This window comes from Nocardioides sp. LS1, from assembly GCF_003865225.1.
GTDB classification, from domain to species: domain Bacteria; phylum Actinomycetota; class Actinomycetes; order Propionibacteriales; family Nocardioidaceae; genus Nocardioides; species Nocardioides ginsengisegetis.
On sequence record NZ_BIFF01000002.1, the window covers coordinates 737,019 to 756,769 of the forward strand.

General features: G+C 72.1%; 22 protein-coding genes. 7 read left to right on the top strand and 15 right to left on the bottom strand.

What is annotated here, in order from left to right; translation table 11 throughout:
* Positions 1-170: 170 nt before the first annotated feature.
* Positions 171-413, bottom strand: coding sequence for a glutaredoxin family protein (locus EJF31_RS08380; RefSeq protein ID WP_125036623.1), 243 nt, complete (start codon positions 411-413; stop codon positions 171-173).
* 3 nt (positions 414-416) lie between these two features.
* On the bottom strand, positions 417-2,042 hold the full coding sequence (locus tag EJF31_RS08385) for a class I adenylate-forming enzyme family protein (RefSeq protein ID WP_125036624.1): 1,626 nt from the start codon (positions 2,040-2,042) through the stop codon (positions 417-419).
* Between the two features lie 65 nt (positions 2,043-2,107).
* Between EJF31_RS08385 and EJF31_RS08390 the strand changes: the two genes are divergently transcribed.
* The 3 genes from EJF31_RS08390 (at position 2,108) to EJF31_RS08400 (ending at position 5,187) form a co-directional block, all read left to right on the top strand.
* Positions 2,108-2,995 (top strand): HAD family phosphatase, encoded by an 888-nt coding sequence (locus EJF31_RS08390; RefSeq protein WP_125036625.1) that lies wholly within the window; start codon positions 2,108-2,110, stop codon positions 2,993-2,995.
* Positions 2,996-3,113: 118 nt separating this feature from the next.
* A complete protein-coding gene (locus EJF31_RS08395; RefSeq protein WP_125036626.1) occupies positions 3,114-3,902 on the top strand; it encodes a sigma-70 family RNA polymerase sigma factor in 789 nt (262 codons plus the stop codon).
* A 130-nt stretch (positions 3,903-4,032) separates the two neighbouring features.
* Positions 4,033-5,187 carry a DUF5667 domain-containing protein gene (locus EJF31_RS08400; protein WP_125036627.1) on the top strand — a complete coding sequence of 385 codons (1,155 nt, stop codon included), beginning with the start codon at positions 4,033-4,035 and terminating at the stop codon, positions 5,185-5,187.
* 12 nt (positions 5,188-5,199) lie between these two features.
* Here the strand turns inward: EJF31_RS08400 and EJF31_RS08405 are convergent, their stop codons facing one another.
* From EJF31_RS08405 to EJF31_RS08425, 5 genes are all read right to left on the bottom strand, one after another.
* Entirely contained in the window at positions 5,200-6,342 is a 1,143-nt protein-coding gene (locus tag EJF31_RS08405) for a lysophospholipid acyltransferase family protein (protein ID WP_125036628.1), read from the bottom strand.
* Positions 6,335-7,408, bottom strand: a complete 1,074-nt coding sequence (locus EJF31_RS08410) for an NAD-dependent epimerase/dehydratase family protein (RefSeq protein WP_125036629.1) — start codon at positions 7,406-7,408, stop codon at positions 6,335-6,337. The genes EJF31_RS08405 and EJF31_RS08410 overlap by 8 nt, the downstream gene beginning before the upstream one ends.
* A gap of 18 nt (positions 7,409-7,426) precedes the next feature.
* Positions 7,427-7,528: a 30S ribosomal protein bS22 gene (locus EJF31_RS08415; RefSeq protein ID WP_008356322.1), complete on the bottom strand. Its 102-nt coding sequence runs from the start codon at positions 7,526-7,528 to the stop codon at positions 7,427-7,429.
* A 138-nt stretch (positions 7,529-7,666) separates the two neighbouring features.
* A complete protein-coding gene (locus tag EJF31_RS08420) occupies positions 7,667-7,873 on the bottom strand; it encodes a helix-turn-helix domain-containing protein (RefSeq protein ID WP_125036630.1) in 207 nt (68 codons plus the stop codon).
* 285 nt (positions 7,874-8,158) lie between these two features.
* Entirely contained in the window at positions 8,159-9,346 is a 1,188-nt protein-coding gene (locus tag EJF31_RS08425; RefSeq protein ID WP_125036631.1) for an acetoin utilization protein AcuC, read from the bottom strand.
* 180 nt (positions 9,347-9,526) lie between these two features.
* Here EJF31_RS08425 and trpS point away from each other — a divergent pair, with 180 nt between their 5' ends.
* Positions 9,527-10,480, top strand: coding sequence for a tryptophan--tRNA ligase (gene trpS, locus EJF31_RS08430; protein WP_125036632.1), 954 nt, complete (start codon positions 9,527-9,529; stop codon positions 10,478-10,480).
* Between the two features lie 4 nt (positions 10,481-10,484).
* Here trpS and EJF31_RS08435 read toward each other — a convergent pair whose 3' ends face one another.
* The 7 genes from EJF31_RS08435 to EJF31_RS08465 all read right to left on the bottom strand — a co-directional run bounded on the left by EJF31_RS08435 (position 10,485) and on the right by EJF31_RS08465 (position 16,352).
* Positions 10,485-11,231, bottom strand: a complete 747-nt coding sequence (locus tag EJF31_RS08435) for an alpha/beta fold hydrolase (RefSeq protein WP_125036633.1) — start codon at positions 11,229-11,231, stop codon at positions 10,485-10,487.
* A gap of 50 nt (positions 11,232-11,281) precedes the next feature.
* A complete protein-coding gene (gene proC, locus EJF31_RS08440; RefSeq protein ID WP_125036634.1) occupies positions 11,282-12,088 on the bottom strand; it encodes a pyrroline-5-carboxylate reductase in 807 nt (268 codons plus the stop codon).
* 16 nt (positions 12,089-12,104) lie between these two features.
* Complete coding sequence (locus EJF31_RS08445) at positions 12,105-13,034, bottom strand: proline dehydrogenase family protein (RefSeq protein ID WP_125037701.1); 930 nt, start codon at positions 13,032-13,034, stop codon at positions 12,105-12,107.
* 68 nt (positions 13,035-13,102) lie between these two features.
* A complete protein-coding gene (locus EJF31_RS08450; protein WP_125036635.1) occupies positions 13,103-13,840 on the bottom strand; it encodes an ABC transporter permease in 738 nt (245 codons plus the stop codon).
* Positions 13,837-14,550, bottom strand: a complete 714-nt coding sequence (locus tag EJF31_RS08455) for an ABC transporter ATP-binding protein (RefSeq protein WP_125036636.1) — start codon at positions 14,548-14,550, stop codon at positions 13,837-13,839. The genes EJF31_RS08450 and EJF31_RS08455 overlap by 4 nt, the downstream gene beginning before the upstream one ends.
* A gap of 57 nt (positions 14,551-14,607) precedes the next feature.
* Positions 14,608-15,411, bottom strand: a complete 804-nt coding sequence (locus EJF31_RS08460; protein WP_125036637.1) for a sugar phosphate isomerase/epimerase — start codon at positions 15,409-15,411, stop codon at positions 14,608-14,610.
* A gap of 5 nt (positions 15,412-15,416) precedes the next feature.
* Positions 15,417-16,352 (bottom strand): Ppx/GppA phosphatase family protein, encoded by a 936-nt coding sequence (locus EJF31_RS08465; protein WP_125036638.1) that lies wholly within the window; start codon positions 16,350-16,352, stop codon positions 15,417-15,419.
* A 33-nt stretch (positions 16,353-16,385) separates the two neighbouring features.
* On the opposite strand from EJF31_RS08465, the gene EJF31_RS08470 reads away from it, so the two are divergent.
* The 3 genes from EJF31_RS08470 to EJF31_RS08480 all read left to right on the top strand — a co-directional run bounded on the left by EJF31_RS08470 (position 16,386) and on the right by EJF31_RS08480 (position 18,592).
* The gene (locus tag EJF31_RS08470; RefSeq protein WP_125036639.1) at positions 16,386-17,150 is read left to right on the top strand and encodes a hypothetical protein; all 765 of its coding nucleotides are present in this window, start codon (positions 16,386-16,388) and stop codon (positions 17,148-17,150) included.
* A 105-nt stretch (positions 17,151-17,255) separates the two neighbouring features.
* The gene (locus tag EJF31_RS08475; RefSeq protein WP_125036640.1) at positions 17,256-17,894 is read left to right on the top strand and encodes a VOC family protein; all 639 of its coding nucleotides are present in this window, start codon (positions 17,256-17,258) and stop codon (positions 17,892-17,894) included.
* Positions 17,894-18,592, top strand: coding sequence for a class I SAM-dependent methyltransferase (locus EJF31_RS08480; protein WP_260430716.1), 699 nt, complete (start codon positions 17,894-17,896; stop codon positions 18,590-18,592). The genes EJF31_RS08475 and EJF31_RS08480 overlap by 1 nt, the downstream gene beginning before the upstream one ends.
* A gap of 7 nt (positions 18,593-18,599) precedes the next feature.
* Here EJF31_RS08480 and EJF31_RS08485 read toward each other — a convergent pair whose 3' ends face one another.
* Entirely contained in the window at positions 18,600-19,631 is a 1,032-nt protein-coding gene (locus EJF31_RS08485; RefSeq protein WP_125036641.1) for a LacI family DNA-binding transcriptional regulator, read from the bottom strand.
* Positions 19,632-19,751: the final 120 nt, after the last annotated feature.

Below are 19,751 nucleotides of genomic sequence, written 5' to 3' on the forward strand. Positions count from 1 at the left end.
AACAGCCCGTTCTCGTCCATGCGGCTCGATCACTGTAGGAGTTTGTGAACGTGAGAACAAACCGAGACGGGAGGCTGGTCCGGGCCACCAGCCGGGCCGCACACGGGGTCGGCTAGCACATGTGAGATGACCCACGCGCTCCGGGGTGCTACCGGTGGGTCATGGCGGGGTCAGGGCCGGGCCAGGGCGGCACGCAGGCGGTCGGGGTCGACCCGCCAGAAGTCGTGCTGACGACCGTCGACGAAGGTCACCGGGATCTCCTCGCCGAAGCGCGCCTGCAGGTCGGGGTCGTCGTCGATGGAGACCTCGACGTACTCCTCCCCGAGCTCCTGGCAGACGGCCGCGATGCGGGTGCGCGCGTCGTCGCAGAGGTGGCACCCGGGCCGGGAGTAGAGGGTGACGCGGGCGGCCACCACTCAGCCCTCGAGCAGGCCGAGGGCGCGGCGGCGCTCCATGGTCCGCAGCCGGCCCTTCTGGACCTTGCCGGTCACCGTGAGGGGCAGCTGGTCGACGACCTCGATCCGGCTGGGCTGCTTGAAGCGGGCCAGCCGCTTCTCGCAGTGGGCCCGCACCGCGGCCTCGACCGTCGCCGGGTCACCGTCGGTGGAGCGCACGTAGGCGACCACGGCCTCGCCGGTGACGGGGTCGTCGACACCGATCACGGCCGCCTCGGTCACGCCCTCGACCTCGCGGATGACCTCCTCGACCTCGACCGGGTAGACGTTGAAGCCCGAGACGATGACCAGCTCCTTGAGCCGGTCGACCAGGAAGAGGTCGCCCGTGGCATCGAGGAATCCCACGTCGCCGGTCGACCACCAGCCGTCGGCGTCGGGTCCGCCGGCACCGTCGGGCCAGTAGCCGCTGAAGAGGTTGGCGCCGCGGATCTGGATCTCCCCGGGGTCCTCGCCCGCGGGCGTGCGTCCGGAGTCGTCGACGAGGCGGATGTCGATGCCGGGCAGGGCGGCGCCGACCGACCCGGCCTGGAGCTCCTGGCTGCACAGCGTGCTGGTCACGACCGGCGAGGCCTCGGTCAGCCCGTAGCCCTGGTGTACCGGGATGCCGGTGCGTGCGGTGAACGCCGTGACGAGCTCGGGCGACAGCGGCGCCGAGCCGGACAGCATCAGCCGCACCGGGCCGAGCCGCTCCTCGAGGCCGTCGACCGGCTGCCAGTAGGCGAAGACGGGCGGCGCCACCGGGACGACGCTGCAGGCCTCGTCCTCGATGAGGTCGAGGGTCCCCTGCGGGTCGAAGCGGTCGACCAGCACGAGCTTGGCCCGGTGCCGGAGCACCCCGCCGAGCACGGCGTTGAGGCCGTAGACGTGGAAGAGCGGCAGCACGCCGAGCACCACGTCGTCGCCGTGGATCATCTTGGGCTCGACCTGGGCGACCTGCTCGATGTTGGCCAGCAGGGCGCGGTGGGTCAGCATCGCGGCCCGCGGACGGCCGGACGTGCCGGAGGTGTAGAGGAGCGCGGCCAGCTTCTCGGGGTCCTGCAGCGGCGGCACCGGACGGGCCGTGTCGGCGCGCAGGTGGTCGTAGGAGCGCTCCCCCGGCAGCAGGGTGCCGCCGACAACGACGATCCGCGGCCTCACCGCGCGCGACAGCAGGTCCTGGTCGAAGTCGCCGAGCCCGGCGGTGTTGCCCTCGAGGGCGGCGACGACATGGCCGACCGCCTCGCGCACCGTCGAGACCGTGTCGGTGTCGGTCACGACCATCCGGGACCCCGAGTCGGCGATCATCCGGGCGATCTCGCCCGCGGTGGCCCGGGGGTTGACCGGGACGGCGACGACCTGGGCGCGCAGCACCCCGAGGTACGTCGTCACGAACTCGATGCGGTTGCCGACGGCGATCAGGACCCGGTGCCCGGCGACGACCCCCGCGGCACCGAGGCCGGTGGCGATCCGCCCGACCTCGTCGTCGAGCTCGCCCCACGTGAGGCTGCGGCCCCCTGCCTCGACGAGCGCCAGTCGGTCGGGGCTCTCGGCGGCGGCGTCCGCGACCAGGTCGGCCAGGTCCGTGTGCCCGGAGGGCTTGTCAGGCATGGGGGGATGATTCCACACGCGGGCAGGGCCCGCGGAGCCGTCCGGATGGGGTCTACGCTGCGCGTGTGACCCCGCCGCCCGAGAAGAGCCGCCGGCCGCTGGACCTCAAGCAGCGCTCGACCCTGGCCGGCGAGGCTGCCGCTGCCGCCGCTGAGGTCGAGACCGCGCTGGACACCCCGGCGGACCCGACGTCGGCCGCGTTCTTCGACGTCGACAACACCGTCATGCAGGGCGCCAGCATCTTCCACCTGGCCCGCGGGCTGCACCGGCGCAAGTTCTTCACCACCCGCGAGATCGCCGGGGCCGCCTGGAAGCAGGCCTACTTCCGGATCGTGGGGGTCGAGGACCCCGCCCACGTCGCCGACGCCCGCAACTCCGCGCTCAGCTTCATCGCCGGCCACACCGTGCAGGAGCTGGAGGAGCTCGGCGAGGAGATCTTCGACGAGGCCATGGCCCACCGCATCTGGCCCGGCACCCGCGCGCTCGCCCAGCTCCACCTCGACCAGGGCCAGCGGGTCTGGCTCGTCACCGCCGCCCCCATCGAGATCGCCTCGATCATCGCCCGGCGCCTCGGGCTGACCGGCGCGATGGGCACGGTCGCGGAGCACGTGGACGGGGTCTACACCGGCCGCCTGGTCGGCGACCTCCTGCACGGGCCCGCCAAGGGCGAGGCCGTGAAGGCGCTCGCCGCGCGGGAGAACCTCGACCTCTCGGCCTGCTCGGCCTACTCCGACAGCTACAACGACCTGCCGATGTTGGCCATGGTCGGCGACCCCTGCGCGATCAACCCGGACGCGCGCCTGCGCGCCCACGCGCGCCACGCGGGATGGCGGATCCGCGACTACCGGACGGGGCGCAAGGCGGCCCGGGCCGGACTGCTGGCCGGCGCCCTCGCCGGCGCCACGAGCGGCGCCGTCGCGGCCGGGGTGGCCCTGCGCGGACGTCGTCGCTGAACCGCTTCTTTACCAACGTGGCATGGCCCACGTTTTGTTACCGAAGGGTTCACATGCCTCGGTGCACAGCCGTACCATGACGAAGGCTTCGGGGGAAGCTATCGGGAGGGCATTCACCATGTCGTGGGGCGGCCATGATTTCGAGCGCGGGTTCGACGCGCTCCGTGCTGCCGTTGCCCAGATGCTCCTCGGCCCGGCCCTCGCCGGCGGTGCCGCAACTGCACCCGGCGACGCAGTCTTCCTCCTCATGTCCGCGCTCGCCGACGACGAGGTCAACACCTCGCTCGGCGACCCGTCGGGTCCCGACGGCTTCGGCGACGCCGACCTGGCGACGTCCTCCGAGGAGTCCGAGGCCGACCGCACCCGCCTGATCGCCCTCGTCGAGCTCGCCCGCACGGGCGACTCCGAGGCGTTCGGCCTGCTCTACGACCACTACCAGTCGTCGGTCTACCGCTTCCTCTTCTACCGCACCCGCTCCACGACGCTGGCCGAGGACCTCACCTCGGAGACGTTCTTCCGGGCGCTGCGGAGCATGACCAACTTCCGCTGGCAGGGCAAGGACTTCGGCGCCTGGCTGATGACCATCGCCCGCAACCTCGCCACCGACCACTTCAAGGCCGGCCGCACCCGCCTCGAGCTGACCACCGAGGACATGGGCCTGCACGACGACGCCACCGAGGGCCCGGAGTCCTCGGTGCTGGCGGGCCTCACCAACGAGGTCCTCCTCAAGGCCCTCAAGGAGCTCCCGCACGAGCAGCGCGACTGCCTCATCATGCGCTTCCTGCAGGGCATGTCGATCGCCGAGACCGCAGCGGTCCTGGGCCGCAGCGACGGCGCCGTGAAGCAGCTCCAGCTGCGCGGGGTCCGCAACCTCGCCAAGCTGATGCCCGAGGGGATCCGGGACTGATGAGCACCCTCGTTGAAATCCCCACTACCGATGTGATCTGCGCCGTAACCTCGCCCGCCCACACGTCGTTGATGTCCACGTCGAGGCCCCTCCACCGGGACCTCGCCGATGACGTGACAGGACGGACGAGATGACACCCGTGTTCGCGGCGCGACGGCGCGCCGAGGAGTTCGCAGCCCAGGTCGAGGCTCCCTCGACCTCCGGGTCCGACGCGCGGTACGCCGACCTCCTCGAGCTCGTCGGCGCCCTCCGTGACACGCCCCCGGTGTCCGCCCGTCCCGCCTTCGTCGCCTCGCTGCGCGAGCAGCTCCTGGCCGAGGCCGTCACCGCCCTCGTCCCCGCCGCGATCGACGAGCAGGCCGCCCGCCTCACGCTCCCCGCCCGCAAGACCGCCCGCGACCGCCGCATCGCCGCCGCCGTCGGTGGTCTCGCGCTGGTCGGCGCCACGACCTCGATGGCGATGGCCGCCCAGAGCGCACTGCCCGGCGACGTGCTCTACCCGATCAAGCGGGCCATCGAGAACGCCGAGACGGGCGTGGCGATGGGCCAGGGAGAGAAGGGCGCAACCCTCCTGGCCAACGCCTCGGGCCGCCTCGACGAGGTCACCCAGCTCAGCCGCGGCGGCGACCTCCAGGACAACCTCGCCATCGCCGACACCCTCAACACCTTCACCGACCAGGCCGCGGAGGCCTCCGACCTCCTGCTGTCCGACTACGCCGACAGCGGCGACCAGGCCTCGATCACCGAGCTGCGCGACTTCGCCGCCACCAGCCTCCACGAGCTGGTCGCCCTCGAGCCGGTCGTGCCGGCCGAGGCCCGCGACGAGCTCATGCACGCCGCCCAGGTCCTGATCACGATCGACGCGGCGGCCCACCAGGCCTGCCCCACGTGCGCGGGCGGCATCACCCAGATCCCGTCGATCCTCGCCCCCGTCGCCTCGGGCACCGACGCCACCGGCGCCGTGCACACCGCCGGCTCGCCGATCCGTCCGGGCAACAACCCCGGCGGCAAGAAGAACCACCCGCAGGTCCCGGGCGTCGACGCCAGCCTGCCCCCGGGCAGCGTCCTCACGCCTCCCGACCAGACGACCCAGGCCGGCGGCACCACGACCCAGCAGGGCACCGGCGCCAACGCCAACGACCCCATCGGGACGCTGACGCAGGGCCTCACCGGCGGCGGCACGACCTCGCCGACCTCCAGCCCGTCGCTGCCCGACGTCGGTCAGATCCTCCAGGACGCGGGCGACTCCGTCGGCGACGTCACCGGCGGCCTGACCACTCCCTGACCGGCGGCAGCCTCAGCGGAAGACGGACTGCCGCTTCATCAGCAGCGAGTAGAGCGTCTGCTGGATGGTCTCGCGCACCTGGTCGGTGACGTTGAAGACGAGCATCGGGTCGTCGGCGGCGCCGGGTTCGTACTCGTCGGTGCGGATCGGCTCGCCGAACTCCAGCAGCCACTTGGACGGCAGCGGCACCAGTCCGAGCGGGCCGAGCAGCGGGAAGAACGGCGTGATCGGGATGTAGGGCAGCCCCAGGAGCCGCGCCAGGGACGGCACGTTGCCGACCAGGGGGTAGATCTCCTCGGCACCCACGACCGAGAGCGGCACGATCGGCACGCCGGTGCGGATCGCCGCCGCGACGAAGCCGCCCCGGCCGAAGCGCTGGAGCTTGTAGCGGTCGGAGTAGGGCTTGCCAATGCCCTTGAAGCCCTCGGGCCACACGCCGACCAGCTCGCCACCGCTGAGCATCCGCTCGGCGTCCTCGGTGCAGGCGAGGGTCGCGCCGCCCTTGCGGGCCAGGGTGCTCACGACCGGCAGCTTGAAGACCAGGTCGGCCCCGAGCGGGCGGAGGTAGCGCCCGGTCGTGTCGTGGATGGAGACCATCGTCATCAGGCCGTCGACCGGGATGGTGCCCGAGTGGTTGGAGACCACCAGGGCGCCGCCGTCGGTGGGGATGTTCTCGGCACCGCGGACCTCGATGCGGAACCACTTGTCCGCGATCGGCCGCAGGGCGGCCATGAAGAAGCGCTGGGTGATCTCGGCGTCGAAGCCGTACTCGTCGACGACGTAGTCGCCGGTGACCCGGCGGCGCAGGAAGGCCAGGAAGCGCGCGAGCTGCGGCTCCCACTGGTCGCCGAACACCTCGCGGGCGGCGTGCTGGAAGGCGCCCAGCCAGTCACCCGCAGGGATGCCACCCAGCGGCGACCGCTCGGCGGTCGTGACCGGCACCCGCGCCTCGTCGGCCACGGGGATCTCGATCACCTGCTCGTCGTCGTGCTCGAGCACCGGCTCGGTGGGGGCCTTGGGCGCCGCCTTGCGCTGGGCGGCGGCCGCCGGGCGCGCCCCGGGAGCGAGGCTGCGGGCGGCGGAGCTCGGCGCCTTGCCGGTGCCGCGACCGGGTCGGCCGCGCGTGCCGATCGGGATGATCTCGGCGTCACCCATGGTCGGCTCCTACGGGCTCGGGGGGCGGCGGGAGGGTCGGGCCGGGCGGCGGCAGCTGACGGGCCAGTCCGGCGAGCACCCGCTCGGAGCGGCCGCCGGTCGGCGGGAGCAGCGAGACGAAGTCGGCGAACGCCTCGGCGGTGGAGTACTTCGGGTCGAAGCCGAGCACCCGGCGCATCCGGGTGGTGTCGACCCCACGCCCGTAGGTGAGGAAGCTGAGCTGCTCGGGAGAGAACTCCGCGACGCGTGCCTGGCGCAGGGTGGACCCCACCTTGCCCACGGCGAAGGCCGGCATCGGCACGGAGGGCCGCTGCATCCGGCGTACGGCCTGGGAGAGCATCAGCACGCCGTCGCCGGCGACGTTGAAGGTGCCGGGGACGTCGTTGCGCACGGCGTGGGAGAGCACGTCCATGAGGTCCTGCTCGTGCAGGAACTGCATCCGGGCGTCGTGCCCCAGGACCGTGGGGATGACGGGCAGCCGGAAGTAGGAGGTGATCGGGCTGGTGACGTTGGGGCCGATCACGTTGGCCGCGCGGAGCATCGTCACACGCACGTCGGGCCGGCGCCGGGCGAACCCGCGCACGTAGCCCTCGATCTCCGCGACGTCCTTGGCGTAGCCCGCCCGGGGCGCGCGCCGCGGCTCCATGTCCTCGGTGAACATGGCCGGGTCGCGGCTGCTGGCGCCGTAGACCGTCGTCGTCGACTTCACGACCAGGTGCTGGAGGCTGGGCGCCTTCTGGCAGGCCGCGAGGAGCTGCATCGTCCCGATGACGTTGAGCTCCTTCATCGTGTTGCGCCCCCCGGCAGATCCGGGGGTCGCGATCACGCTCATGTGGACGACGGTGTCGACGTCCTCCTTGGCGATGATCTTCGCGATGACGGGGTTGCGGATGTCGGCCCGCACGAACGAGACGTCTCCGACATCCCCGCGAGGGGGGACGACGTCGACGCCGATGACCCGGGAGACCGCCGGGTCGGAGGCCACGGCACGCGCGAACCGCCGACCGAGGTCACGTGAGACCCCGGTGACGAGAACGACCTTGCCGACCCTGCCTACCGAGCCCATGACGGTCCGATGGGGTGGCTACTTGCCGAGCTTGCGACGCTGGACGCGCGTCTTCTTCAGCAGCTTGCGGTGCTTCTTCTTGGCCATGCGCTTGCGCCGCTTCTTGATGACAGAACCCACGGGAAACCTCTCACATGCTGATGAGTCACGCCGGGAGTCGCCCGGCAGACCCGGACAGCCTATCCGTCGTTGTGCGGCCCGCAGAATCCGAGTCTCCGAAGTGGACCACGTGGGTGCTGTTTGAGGGAGCGGCCGGGGTCAGCCGGCGTTGTAGAAGCTCTTCCGGATGTAGTCGTTGGCGTCCTCCTCGCGGACGCGGAAGGAACGCCCGACGCGCACCGCGGCGAGGTCGCCGTTGTGGACCAGGCGGTAGACGGTCATCTTGGAGACGCGCATCATCGCGGCCACCTCGGCAACGGTCAGGAACTTCGCTTCGGAGATGTCCCCGGACGAGTTGGTAGCCATCGTGCACCGACTTTCTTTGCGAGGCGCCACTGGCTTCCCCACCAGTGCATGCACGCATCGCGCAGGGTGAGAATAGAGCCTGATGTGACTCATGGGGAAGGGATTGACGCAAGAGACACCGTTCGGCCCGGCGTGTCGGGTTGCATTTAACCCCCCACCTTTACTTTGGTTGCCGTCGGAGTCGTCTCACTCTCGGTGGCGCAGCGGCCAGCACGACTCATCCGGAGCCCCTCGGCGGCCCGGCCCGACCCCTCCCCCGCAGCCCACGGACCGCCCCGCACCCGGTCAGTACGGCAGGGGGTCGAGGCCGTGCAGCGGGAAGACCTCGGTGCGGGTCGCGTGGATGGCGCGGTCCAGCCACGTGTCGGGGTCATAGCCCTCGGACCAGTCGCGGTAGGCCGGGACCCGGCCGTCGGTGAGCCGGAACGGCGCCTGCCGCCCCAGCGCGGTGCGGACGTGCTCCCGCCAGCCCGGCGGGGTCTCGGTCGCCGGATCGAGCGGGTGGCCGGCGACGATGGCCAGCAGGTGGGTCCAGGCGCGCGGGACGACCTCGACCAGTGCGTAGCCACCGCCACCCAGGACCACCCAGCGGCCGTTGGCGACCTCGTGTGCCAGGTCGTGCAGGGCGAGGTACGTCGCGCGCTGGCCGTCGACGGTCAGCATCAGGTGGGCCAGCGGGTCCTCGATGTGGGAGTCGCAGCCGTGCTGGGACACCAGCACCTCCGGCTTGAACTCGCGCAGCAGGGGCGGCACCACGGCGTGGAAGGCGCGCAGCCAGCCGCCGTCACCGGTGCCGGGCGGGAGCGCGACGTTGACCGCGCTGCCCGGGGCGTCGGGGCCGCCGGAGTCGTTGGGGAAGCCCGTCCCGGGGAAGAGCATTTGACCCGTCTCATGCAGGCTGATCGTCAGCACCCGCGGGTCGTTCCAGAAGATCTTCTCCACCCCGTCGCCGTGGTGGACGTCGACGTCGACGTAGGCCACCCGCTCGGCGCCCTGGTCGAGCAACGACTGGATGCCGACCGCGATGTCGTTGTAGATGCAGAAGCCGGCCGCACGGTCGCGCATCGCGTGGTGCAGGCCGCCGGCGATGTTGGCCGAGTGCAGGCTCTCGCCGGACCAGACCTGCCGGAACGCCTCGACGCTGGCGCCGACCACGTGGGCCGCGGCCCGGTGCATGCCCTCGAAGACCGGGTTGTCGTCGCTGCCGAGTCCGCGCTCCTCGTCGTACGCGCCCGGGACGGTCCCGCAGCGCGTGACCGCCTCGATCAGCCCGCGGTCGTGGACCGTGGCGATCAGGTCGTCGTCGGCCATGGGCGCCGGCACGACGGTCAGGCCCCGGTCGAGGACGCCGAGCTCCTCGGCGAGCCGCATCGTCAGGTCGACCCGGATCGGGCTCATCGGGTGGGACGCGCCGAAGTTGTACTCGGTCAGCGACGGGTCGAAGACGACCGAGGCGGGTCCGGAGCAGTCCATGAGCCGGACGCTACCCCGTCGGTCGCCCTATGATCGTCGTGTGCTGACGAACCGCTCCACCCAGTGGTGGCCCGCCTGACGGCGGACCACGACCTGAAGCACGCACTTCACCCGGCCGCCCATGGGCGGCCGTTCGTCATTTCCGGGCGTCCCGTGGGCTCTTCACCCCAGGAGACACCCATGACCCGCACCCTTTCCCTGATCACCCCCTCCGGTCGACTGACCCTCGGCAACCTGCTCGGCGCCTTGCGCCCGATGGCGGCCCGGCAGGAGGACGCCTTCTACGGACTGTCCGACCTACACGCGATGACGACGGCCCACGATCCGGTGCTGCTGCGCGACCGCACCTCCGAGATGGCCACCCTGCTCCTGGCGGTGGGGTTGGACCGGGCCACGTTGTTCCGGCAGAGCCGGGTCCCGGCGCACGCCCAGCTGGCCCACCTGCTGGAGTGCACGGCGCACACCGGTGAGCTCAACCGGATGATCCAGTTCAAGGAGAAGGGTCGCGGGGTGGCGTCGACGCGGGTCTCGCTCTACACCTATCCGGTGCTGATGGCCGCCGACATCCTGCTCTACCGGCCGAGCGTCGTCCCGGTCGGCGACGACCAGCGCCAGCACGTCGAGCTGACCCGGGACCTGGCGATCCGGTTCAACGCGACCTACGGCGCGGTGTTCACGGTGCCGTCCATCGCCACCCCCGCGGCCGGCGCGCGGGTGATGGACCTGGCCGACCCGACACGCAAGATGAGCAAGTCGGCCGACGCGGCGGGGTCGATCTTCCTGCTCGACTCCCCCGACGTCGTACGCCGCAAGGTGGCTCGAGCCGTCACCGACTCCGAGACGGGGCCGGCGGCGGTGCGCGCGGACCGGGCCGCGAAGCCGGGGGTGACCAACCTGCTCGACATCCTCGAGGCATGCGGGGGCGACCGGCAGGGGATCACGACCTACGGCGCGCTGAAGAAGGCGGTCACCGACGCGGTCGTGGCCGAGCTCGAGCCGATCCGGAAGCGCTACGACGACCTCGCGGCGGACGCGGCGCACGTGACCGACGTGTTCGCGGCCGGCGCGGCACGGTGCCGCGAGGTGACCGCACCGGTGCTGGCCGCGGCCGAGGCCGCGATCGGTCTCGCGTGAGCCGTCAGCCGACGCCGATCCGGACCAGGTGCGCGGTCTCGAGCGGGCGCTCGAGCGAGGGGAGGTGGCCCGCCCACGGCAGCTCGACGAGCTCGGCGTCCGGCAGTGCCCGCACCAGCTCGTGGGCGGTCTGCACGAAGAACGGCAGGTCGTGCGCTCCGACGACGACGGTCGTGTGCATGGCCAGGCGCGCCAGGTCGACCGGCAGCTCGCCACCCTCGGCGTGGTCGGGGGTGCCCTGGTGCTCGAAGATGCCGCGCTGCATCTTCCAGACCAGCTCGCGGGCGTCCTCGGCCGCGTCGGGCCCGACGAAGGTCGCGACGTTGAGGTCGGTCGCGGCGTCGAGGTCGCCGGCCTCCACCAGCTCGCCCTCGCGTCGCCAGAAGTCGCGCAGCCGGTCGTCGGGCTCGGCGACCTCGGCCAGCGGCGCGAGCAGCACGAGGCGCTCGACCCGCTCGGGGACGGCGGTCGCGAGCTGGAGGGCGACGTACGCGCCGTAGGACGCCCCGACGAGCGCGAAGTCCTCGACGCCGAGGTGGTCGAGCAGGGCGAGGACGTCCTCGGCGTCGGTGTAGGGGTCGCCGGGCTCCAGCGGTGTGTGGCCGTAGCCGCGGAGGTCGGGGCGGACGACGCGGTGGCCCGGGACGAGCTCCTCGACCTGGGTCTGCCACATCCGCAGGTCGGCGACGCCGGCGTGGATCAGGACGACGACGGGGCCGGAGCCCTCGTCACGGTGGTGGAGGATCGACATCGCCCGATCGTGTCAGCCGGCGCGGTCCGGGCGCATCCTCTTTGCGGGGGTCAGCTGCCCTCGGCGAGCGCCCGGGAGCGGTCGCGGGCGGCCTCCATGGCGGCCAGGAACGCCGCGCGGACCCGGTGGATCTCCAGCTCGCGGAGCGCGGCCGCGGTGGTGCCGGCCGGCGAGGTGACCTGCTCACGCAGGACGGTCGGGTGCGTGCCGGTCTCGCGCAGCATCTTGGCCGAGCCGACGAGGGTCTGGACCACGAGGTCGGTGGCCGTGGCGCGGGGCAGGCCGAGGTGGACGCCCGCCTCGATCATCGACTCGACGACGAAGAAGATGTAGGCCGGGCCGGAGCCGGAGATGGCGGTGACGGCGTCCTGCTGGCGCTCGGGGATGCGCAGCACCTTGCCGACCGAGGCCATCAGCGCCTCGGCCTCAGCGAGGTGGTGCTCGTCGCAGTGGGAGCCGGGCGAGATCGCGGCCATGCCCTCGTCGACGAGCGCCGGGGTGTTGGGCATGACCCGGACGACCGCGACGCCGTCGGGGACGTGCGACTCGATGAACGCCGTGGTGATGCCGGCCGCGAGGGACACGATCAGCTGGCCGGGCCGCAGGGCGGGCGCGATCTCCCGGAGGAGGTCGGCCATGTCCTGGGGCTTGACGACGAGCGCCAGCGTGTCGGCCTTCGTAGCCGCCTCGAGGTTGGAGACGACGGCGACGCCGTAGCGGTCCTCGAGCTCCTTGGCGCGCTCGGCGCGCTTCTCGCCGACGAGCAGGTTGTCCACCCGGCGGCCGGCGCGGACGAGACCGGACAGGAGGGTCTCGCCCATCACGCCCGCCCCGAGGATCGCGGTCTGCTGCGCCATGGATCTGCCTCCGGTGCTACTTCTTCGAGATCAGGGACTTCGCGAAGAATGACAGGTTCTGCGGGCGCTCAGCGAGCCTTCTCATCAGGTAGCCGTACCACTCCTGGCCGTAGGGGATGTAGACGCGCATGGTCTCGCCACTGGAAGCGAGGCGCTTCTGCTCCTCGGGCCGGATGCCGTAGAGCATCTGGAACTCGTAGGACCCCTGCGCGCGGCCGTAGCGGCTCGCCAGCGAGCTGGCGATCTCGACCATGCGCGGGTCGTGGGTGGCGATCATCGGGTAGCCCTGGCCGGCGAGCAGCACCTTGAGGCAGCGCACGTAGGACCGGTCGACGTCGAGGCGGTCCTGGAAGGCGACGCTCTCGGGCTCCTTGTAGGCGCCCTTGCACAGCCGGACACGCGACCCCTCGTAGGCCAGCGCACGGCAGTCGGCCTCGGTGCGGTGCAGGTAGGCCTGCAGCACGGCGCCGGTCTCGGGGAAGTCCTTGCGCAGCTCGCGCAGCGTCGCGAGGGTGCGGTCGGTGGTGGTGTGGTCCTCCATGTCGAGGGTCACCGTGGTGCCGGCGTTGCGGGCGGCCCGGCAGATGGTCCGGGCGTTCTCGAGGGCGATCTTGTCGCCGTTGTCCGGGATCGCCTGGCCGACGGCCGAGAGCTTGACCGACACCTCGGCGCCGCGGGTCAGCCCGTGCGCCGCCAGGGCCTGGAGGAGGTCGAGGTAGGCCGCGACGGTCGCGTCGGCCTGCTCCACGTCGAGGGTGTCCTCGCCGAGGAAGTCCAGGGTCACCTTGAGACCGTCGCCGACCAGGCCGGCGGTGGCATCCACCGCGGAGTCGGTGGTCTCACCGGGGACGTAGCTCGTGACGATGCCGGCCGAGACGGGCATGGTGCTGACGAGCTTCTTGATCTGCTCGCTGCGGGCGAGCAGCAGGATCGGCTGACGGAGCAGGGACATGCGGCAGAGGTTACGCCGAGAGGCCGGGCAGGTCCCAAGCGGCGGAGTCGACCGGGGGCCGGCTACGGCGTACGACGGCGCAGGGTGGCCGCCCCCAGGCACAGCATCGTGACCGCGAAACCCGCGACGACGGCGAGGTCGCGCCACACGTCGCCCGTGGCCGAGGTGCGGGTGAGGGTCTGCATCGCGTTGACGGCGTAGGACAGCGGCAGGACGTCGCTCGCGGCCGAGAGGACGTCCGGGAGCAGGTCGCGGGGCACGAACAGCCCGCACAGCAGGATCTGCGGGATGACCAGGGCAGGCATGAACTGCACCGCCTGGAACTCGGTGCGCGCGAACGCCGAGACGAACAGGCCCAGGGCCGTGCCGAGGACGGCGTCGGCGACCGCGACGAGGGTGAGCAGCCAGACCGGGCCCTGGACCTCGAGCCCGAGCAGGCCGACCGCGATGCTCACCGCGAGCACCGACTGGACGGCCGCGACGACCCCGAAGGCGAGGGCGTAGCCGAGCAGGAAGTCGAGCTTGCCCATCGGCATGGCCAGCAGCCGCTCGAGCGTGCCGCTGGAGCGCTCGCGCAGGGTGGTCACGCTGGTCACCAGGAACATCACGATGAACGGGAACATCGCCAGCAGGGCCGGGCCGACCCGGTCGAACAGCGTGCCCCTGGTGGCGTCGTACATCCACCAGAGCAGGGTGATCAGCAGGCAGGGCAGGACCAGCAGCATCGCCAGGGTGCGGTGGTCGCGGCGGAGCTGGGTGAGGACTCGGGTGGCGACCGCCAACGTGATCCGGGGCGTCACGCCGCGTCCGCTTCCACGATGGCGAGGAACGCGGCCTCGATGTCCGAGGCGCCGGTCTGCTCGCGGATCTCCCGCGGGCTGCCGTCGCCGATGATCCGTCCCTCGCGCATCAGGAGCAGCCGGTCACAGCGGTCGGCCTCGTCCATGACGTGGCTGGAGACGAAGACCGCGGCCCCGTCGTCGGCGAGGCGGTGGAACAGCGCCCACAGGTCCCGGCGCAGGACCGGGTCGAGGCCGACCGTCGGCTCGTCGAGCACCAGCAGGTCGGGGGTCTTGAGCAGCGCGACCGCGAGGCTGGCGCGCGAGCGCTGGCCGCCGCTCATCTGCCCCACGACCTGGTCGCGGTGCCGGCCCAGGTCGACCTGCTCCACGGCCCGGTCGACCTCGCTCCTCCCCACGCCGAGGACGCGGGCGAAGAAGGCGAGGTTCTCGGCGACGGTGAGGTCGTCGTAGACGCTGGCGGCCTGGGTGACGTAGCCGATCCGGTCGCGCAGCGGGGGCGAGCCGGCGGGCTCGCCGAAGACCGTGACGGTGCCGCCGGCGAGGCGCTGCACGCCGACCAGGGCGCGCATCAGGGTGGACTTGCCGCAGCCGGACGGGCCGAGCAGGCCGGTCACGCCGCCGCCGATCGTGAGGTCGAGGTGGCGCAGCACGTCGTGCCCGCCGCGCACGACGTCCAGGTCACGCACCTCCACCGCGTTGCTCGTCATGCGTTGCATTGTGCGCCTGCGGAGGGCTGCTGGTGGGTTGCCGCAGCCGAGTCGGGGTCAGGGGGTGGGCACGGCCAGGTGCTCGCGGGCGAAGTCGAGCGACTCCCGCAGGTCGGCCTCACGCTCCTCGCGGCCGCTCGCCTTGCGGGTGTTGATCTCGAGCACGATCTCGCCGGCGAAGCCGGACCGGGCGAGGTGCTGCACGAACGCGGCGGCCCCCATCGACCCGCGCCCGGGCACGAGGTGCTCGTCCTTGGCAGACCCGGTGCCGTCGGTGAGGTGCACGTGCCGCAGCCGGTCGCCGAGCCGGCGCGCCATCAGGATCGGGTCGGACTGGGCGATCGCGGCGTGCGAGAGGTCGATCGTGGTGTTGGCGTAGGACTCCTCTGAGGGGTCCCAGCCGGGGAGGTACATCTCCATGCCCCGCCTCGAGGAGGCCCGCCACGGGTACATGTTCTCCACCGCGAACGCGATGCCGGTCGACGACTCGATCGCAGCGATCCCGTTGACGAAGTCGCGGGCGTACTCCTTCTGCCACCGGAACGGCGGGTGCACGACGACCACCTCGGCGCCGACCTCGGCCGCCATCTCGGCCGAGCGCTCGAGCTTGCCCCACGGCTCGGTCCCCCAGACCCGCTGGGTGAACAGCAGGCAGGGTGCGTGGATCGCGCAGATCGGGATGCCGTGGTGCTCGGAGAGCTGCTTGACCGCGGACGTCTGCTGGGACAGGGCGTCGATCCCGACCATCACCTCGACGGCGTCGTACCCCAACGTGGCGGCGTAGCCGAACGCGTGCGCCGACGACTCGGGGTAGACCGAGGCCGTCGAGAGGCCGATGCGGGGAGAGGTCCGGGAAGTCACGCGACTCAGCCCAGGACGCTGATCTGGTCGAGGCGCTCCAGGATGACGCCCTCGCGCAGCGCCCACGGGCAGATCTCGAGCTCGGTGAGGTCGAAGATGTCCATGCAGGCCTCGGCGACCAGCGCGCCGGGCACGATCTGGTGGGTCCGGCTCGGCGAGACCCCGGGCAGGTCGGCCAGTTCGTCGGGCGGGATCGCGATGAGCTTGGGGATCCACTCGCGCAGCTGCTGCAGCGGCAGCGACCGCGGCACGAGGGGTCCGTCACCGGACGGAGCGGCACCGCAGATCCGGGCCAGGGAGCGGAACGTCTTGGACGTGGCGGCCGCCCGGTCGGGGGACCCGGCCCGCAGCAGATTGCCGGCATCGCGCGCGATCTCGGCGCGGATCTCCTTGCGGAGCTGGCGGATCGCCTCGTCGTCGGGGCGCGCGCCCCCGAAGAACTGCCGCGCCAGCCTCGCCGCGCCCAGCGGCAGCGACCAGGCCACGTCGGGAGCCTCGTCCTTGCCGCCGGCGATCTCCAGCGAGCCGCCGCCGATGTCGAAGACCGCCAGGCGGCCGGCCGACCAGCCGAACCAGCGGCGTACGGCGAGGAACGTCAGCCGCGCCTCGTCCTCCCCGGAGAGCACCTCGATGCGCACGCCGGTGCGTTCGTGCACGTGGTCGAGCACGGCCTCGCTGTTGACCGCGTCGCGGACGGCGGACGTCGCGAAGCCGAGCATGTCCTCGCAGCCCTTGTCCTCGGCGACCACGAGGGCCTGCGCCGTGAAGGCGGTGAGGGCGTCGATGCCGGTCTGGGACACGGCTCCAGCGTCGTCGAGGTGCTCGGCCAGCCGCAGCGGCTCCTTGTAGGAGAACGCCGGCAACGGGGCCGCACCACCGTGCGCGTCGACGACGAGCAGGTGCCCGGTGTTGGAGCCGATGTCGAGGACGCCCAGACGCATGGTCCGAGGCTACCCGGCGGGTAGGTTGGGGGCGTGCCCGAAGTGGACCTCGTCTTTCCCCGCGCCTATGTCGAGTTCGTCAACCCCGGTGACGAGTCCGAGGTGATGCGCTGCGACCTGACCTGGCTCACGTCGTCGTTCATGTGCATCTTCGGCCAGGGCTGCCAGGGCATCTACGAGACCGCCCCCGACACCGGCTGCTGCACCCTCGGCGCGCACTTCGCCGACAAGGACGACGAGAAGCGGGTGGCGTCGTACGTCGAGCAGCTCGACGAGACGCAGTGGCAGTTCAAGCCGCGGGGTCGCGCGGCCCGCAAGAAGGACTGGATCGAGACCGACGACGAGGGCGACCGCAAGACGCTCACGATCGTGGTCGACGGGCAGCAGGCGTGCGTGTTCCACAACCGGGCCGACTTCCACAGCGGCGCCGGCTGCGCGCTGCACGGGCTGGCGCTGCAGCAGGGGCGCAACCCGCTCGAGACCAAGCCCGACGTGTGCTGGCAGCTGCCGATCCGGCGGACCTTCCGCAACGTCGAGCGCCAGGACGGAACGACCTACACCGAGGTCTCGATCGGCGAGTACGACCGACGCGGCTGGGGCGCGGGCGGCCACGACCTGGACTGGTACTGCTCGGGCAACACCGAGGCGCACGTCGCCCTCGAGCCGGTCTACGTCACCCACGAGCCCGAGCTCACCGAGCTGATGGGCAAGCCGGCGTACGACGAGCTGGTGCGGCACTGCGAGACGCACGTGCGGTCCCGGTCGGCGCTGGCGCTGCACCCCGCCGACCCGCACTGACCTGCACGGGACCTGCACACCGACCGATCCGCCAGACATCTCGACATCAAGAGAACCTGACCCCGCCGTGCGGGTGTTGACAGGCACTGTCCGAGAATGCTTGGCATGCGCCTGGACCATCTTTCTTACGCCGCAGGACCGGATGGTCTCGCCAGCACCGCCCAGCGCCTCGGGGGACTGCTCGGCCGGGACTTCGTCGACGGAGGCGTGCACCCACGCTTCGGCACCCGCAACATGATCATGCCGTTGGCCGACAACACCTACCTCGAGATCGTCGAGGTGCTCGACCACCCGGCCTCGGACAAGGCCCCCTTCGGCCAGGCCGTGCGGGCCCGGTCGGCCCTCGGTGGCGGCTGGCTCGGCTGGGTCGTCGCGGTCGACGACATCGCGGTCGTGGAGTCGCGGCTCGGCCGTGAGGCCGCCTCCGGCTACCGGCACCGCCCCGACGGCACCGAGCTGCTGTGGAAGCAGATCGGCATCAACGGGCTGATCGCCGACCCGCAGCTGCCGTTCTTCATCCAGTGGGAGTCGCCGGCCGAGCTGCACCCCAGCGCCGGCGCCGACACGGCCTTCTCGCTCGCGTGCCTGGAGATCGCCGGCGACCCGCAGCGGGTCAGCGAGTGGCTCGGCGAGACCGTCGAGGCCCCGCTCGAGGACGTCAAGGTCGAGTGGGTCGCCCCGCACGGCACGCCCGGCATCATCGCCGCACAGGTCCAGACGCCGAACGGTCTCGTTCGCATCTAGTGGGTCGGCCCGAGCCCGGGGCGATCCCGAGCCCCAACATCTGGCACCACGCGGCGACGTACGAGATCGAGAACCGCGCCGTCGACCCCGACGGCCTGCTCGAGACGGCGATGCGCGGCATCGCGGACTGGTCCGGGCGGCACGTGCTGGATCTCGGCTGCGGCACCGGCTTCCACCTGCCCCGGTTCGCCACGACCGCGGCCTCGGTCACCGGCGTCGAGCCTCATCCGGACCTCGTCGCGATCGCCCGCCGTCGCACCCGGGCCCTGCCGCACGTGACCGTGCTGGCCGGCACCGCCCAGGCGGTGCCGCTGCCCGACGCGTCGGTGGACGTGGTGCACGCCCGGTGGGCCTACTTCTTCGGCCCGGGCTGCGAGCCCGGGCTCGCCGAGCTGGACCGCGTCGTACGCCGGGGCGGGACTGCGTTCGTCATCGACAACGACGCGAGCCGCTCCACCTTCGGCGGCTGGTTCCGGCGCGGCTACCCGACCGTGGACCCCGACACGGTGGAGCGCTTCTGGTCGACGCGCGGCTGGACGCGGACGCCGGTCGACATGCGGTGGTCCTTCGCGTCGCGGGCCGACCTGGAGGCGGTGGTGGGGATCGAGTTCACCCGGGAGCTGGCCGAGGAGATCCTCGCCGGCCACACCGGCACCGAGGTGGACTACGCGGTCAACCTCTGGTCGAAGGGCTTCTGAGCGGGGCTCAGCTGCTGCCGCGCACGGCCAGGGTGGGCTCGAGGAGCACGCCGGGACCGACGTAGGGCGGGTGGCCGAGCAGGCCCTCGAGGGCCTTCACGATCTCGGCGGCCACGTCCTCGAGCGGCTGCCGGACCGACGTGAGGCCGGGCGGCACGACCTGGGCCACCTGGCTGTCGTCGAAGCCGACCACCGCCACGTCCCGCCCGGGGGCCAGGCCGCGCTCGGCCAGCGTGTGGAGCACTCCCATGGCCAGGGTGTCCGACGCGCACACGAACGCCGAGGGCTGCGCCTCGTCGAGGAGCACCGCGCTCGCCTCGCGGCCGGAGGCGACGGTGTCCTCGACGCGGGAGGCCAGCCCCGTCGTGGCCAGGCCGCGCGAGCGCAGCGTCCGCGACCAGCCCGAGCGCCGGTCCTCGCCGATGCGGGAGTCCTTGCGCCAGCCGATCCAGGCGATCCGCTCGTGGCCCCTGTCGAGCAGGTGGGTGGTCGCGAGGTCGGTGCCGGCGGCGCCGTCGACGTCGACCCAGGGGTGGGTGGCGTCGGGGTGGTCCCACGGCCGGCCGAACGCGACGAACGGGGCGCGCCGGGCGCCGAGCCACGACGCCTGCGGGTTGCCGAGATAGGTGTCGGTGATGACGAAGGCGTCGACGGCGGTGGAGCGGAGGAGGTCGTCGTAGCCGGCGAGCGGGTCCTCGTGGTCGCCGCCGAAGAGCAGGACGTGGTAGCCCGCCTCGCGGGAGGTCTCCACCAGGGAGTGGACGAAGCGGTCCATCGTGGCGTTGGCGGTGCCCTCCTGGGCGGGGTTCATCCGCATGCCGATCAGGTGGGAGGCGCGGGTGCGCAGGTTGCGGGCTGCCCGGTTGGGCGAGTAGCCCAGCTCGTCGATGGCCTCCTGCACGCGCGCGAGGGTGTCCTCGCGGAGCAGGTCGGGATTGTTGACGGCGTTGGAGACCGTCTGGCGCGAGACGCCTGCGAGCTCGGCGACGTCCGCGAGGGTCGGCGGGGTGGCCGACGTACGTCCGGCAGTCGATGACACCGTGACGCCCCCTTCCCGAGGCCGGCCCCGCCCCCGCGGTCCGGCTCACTTGATCGTTCCAACCACAGCATAGGCGAGGCCGGTCTCGGCGCCACGGCTATCGCGTCCCGGTCCTGTCGG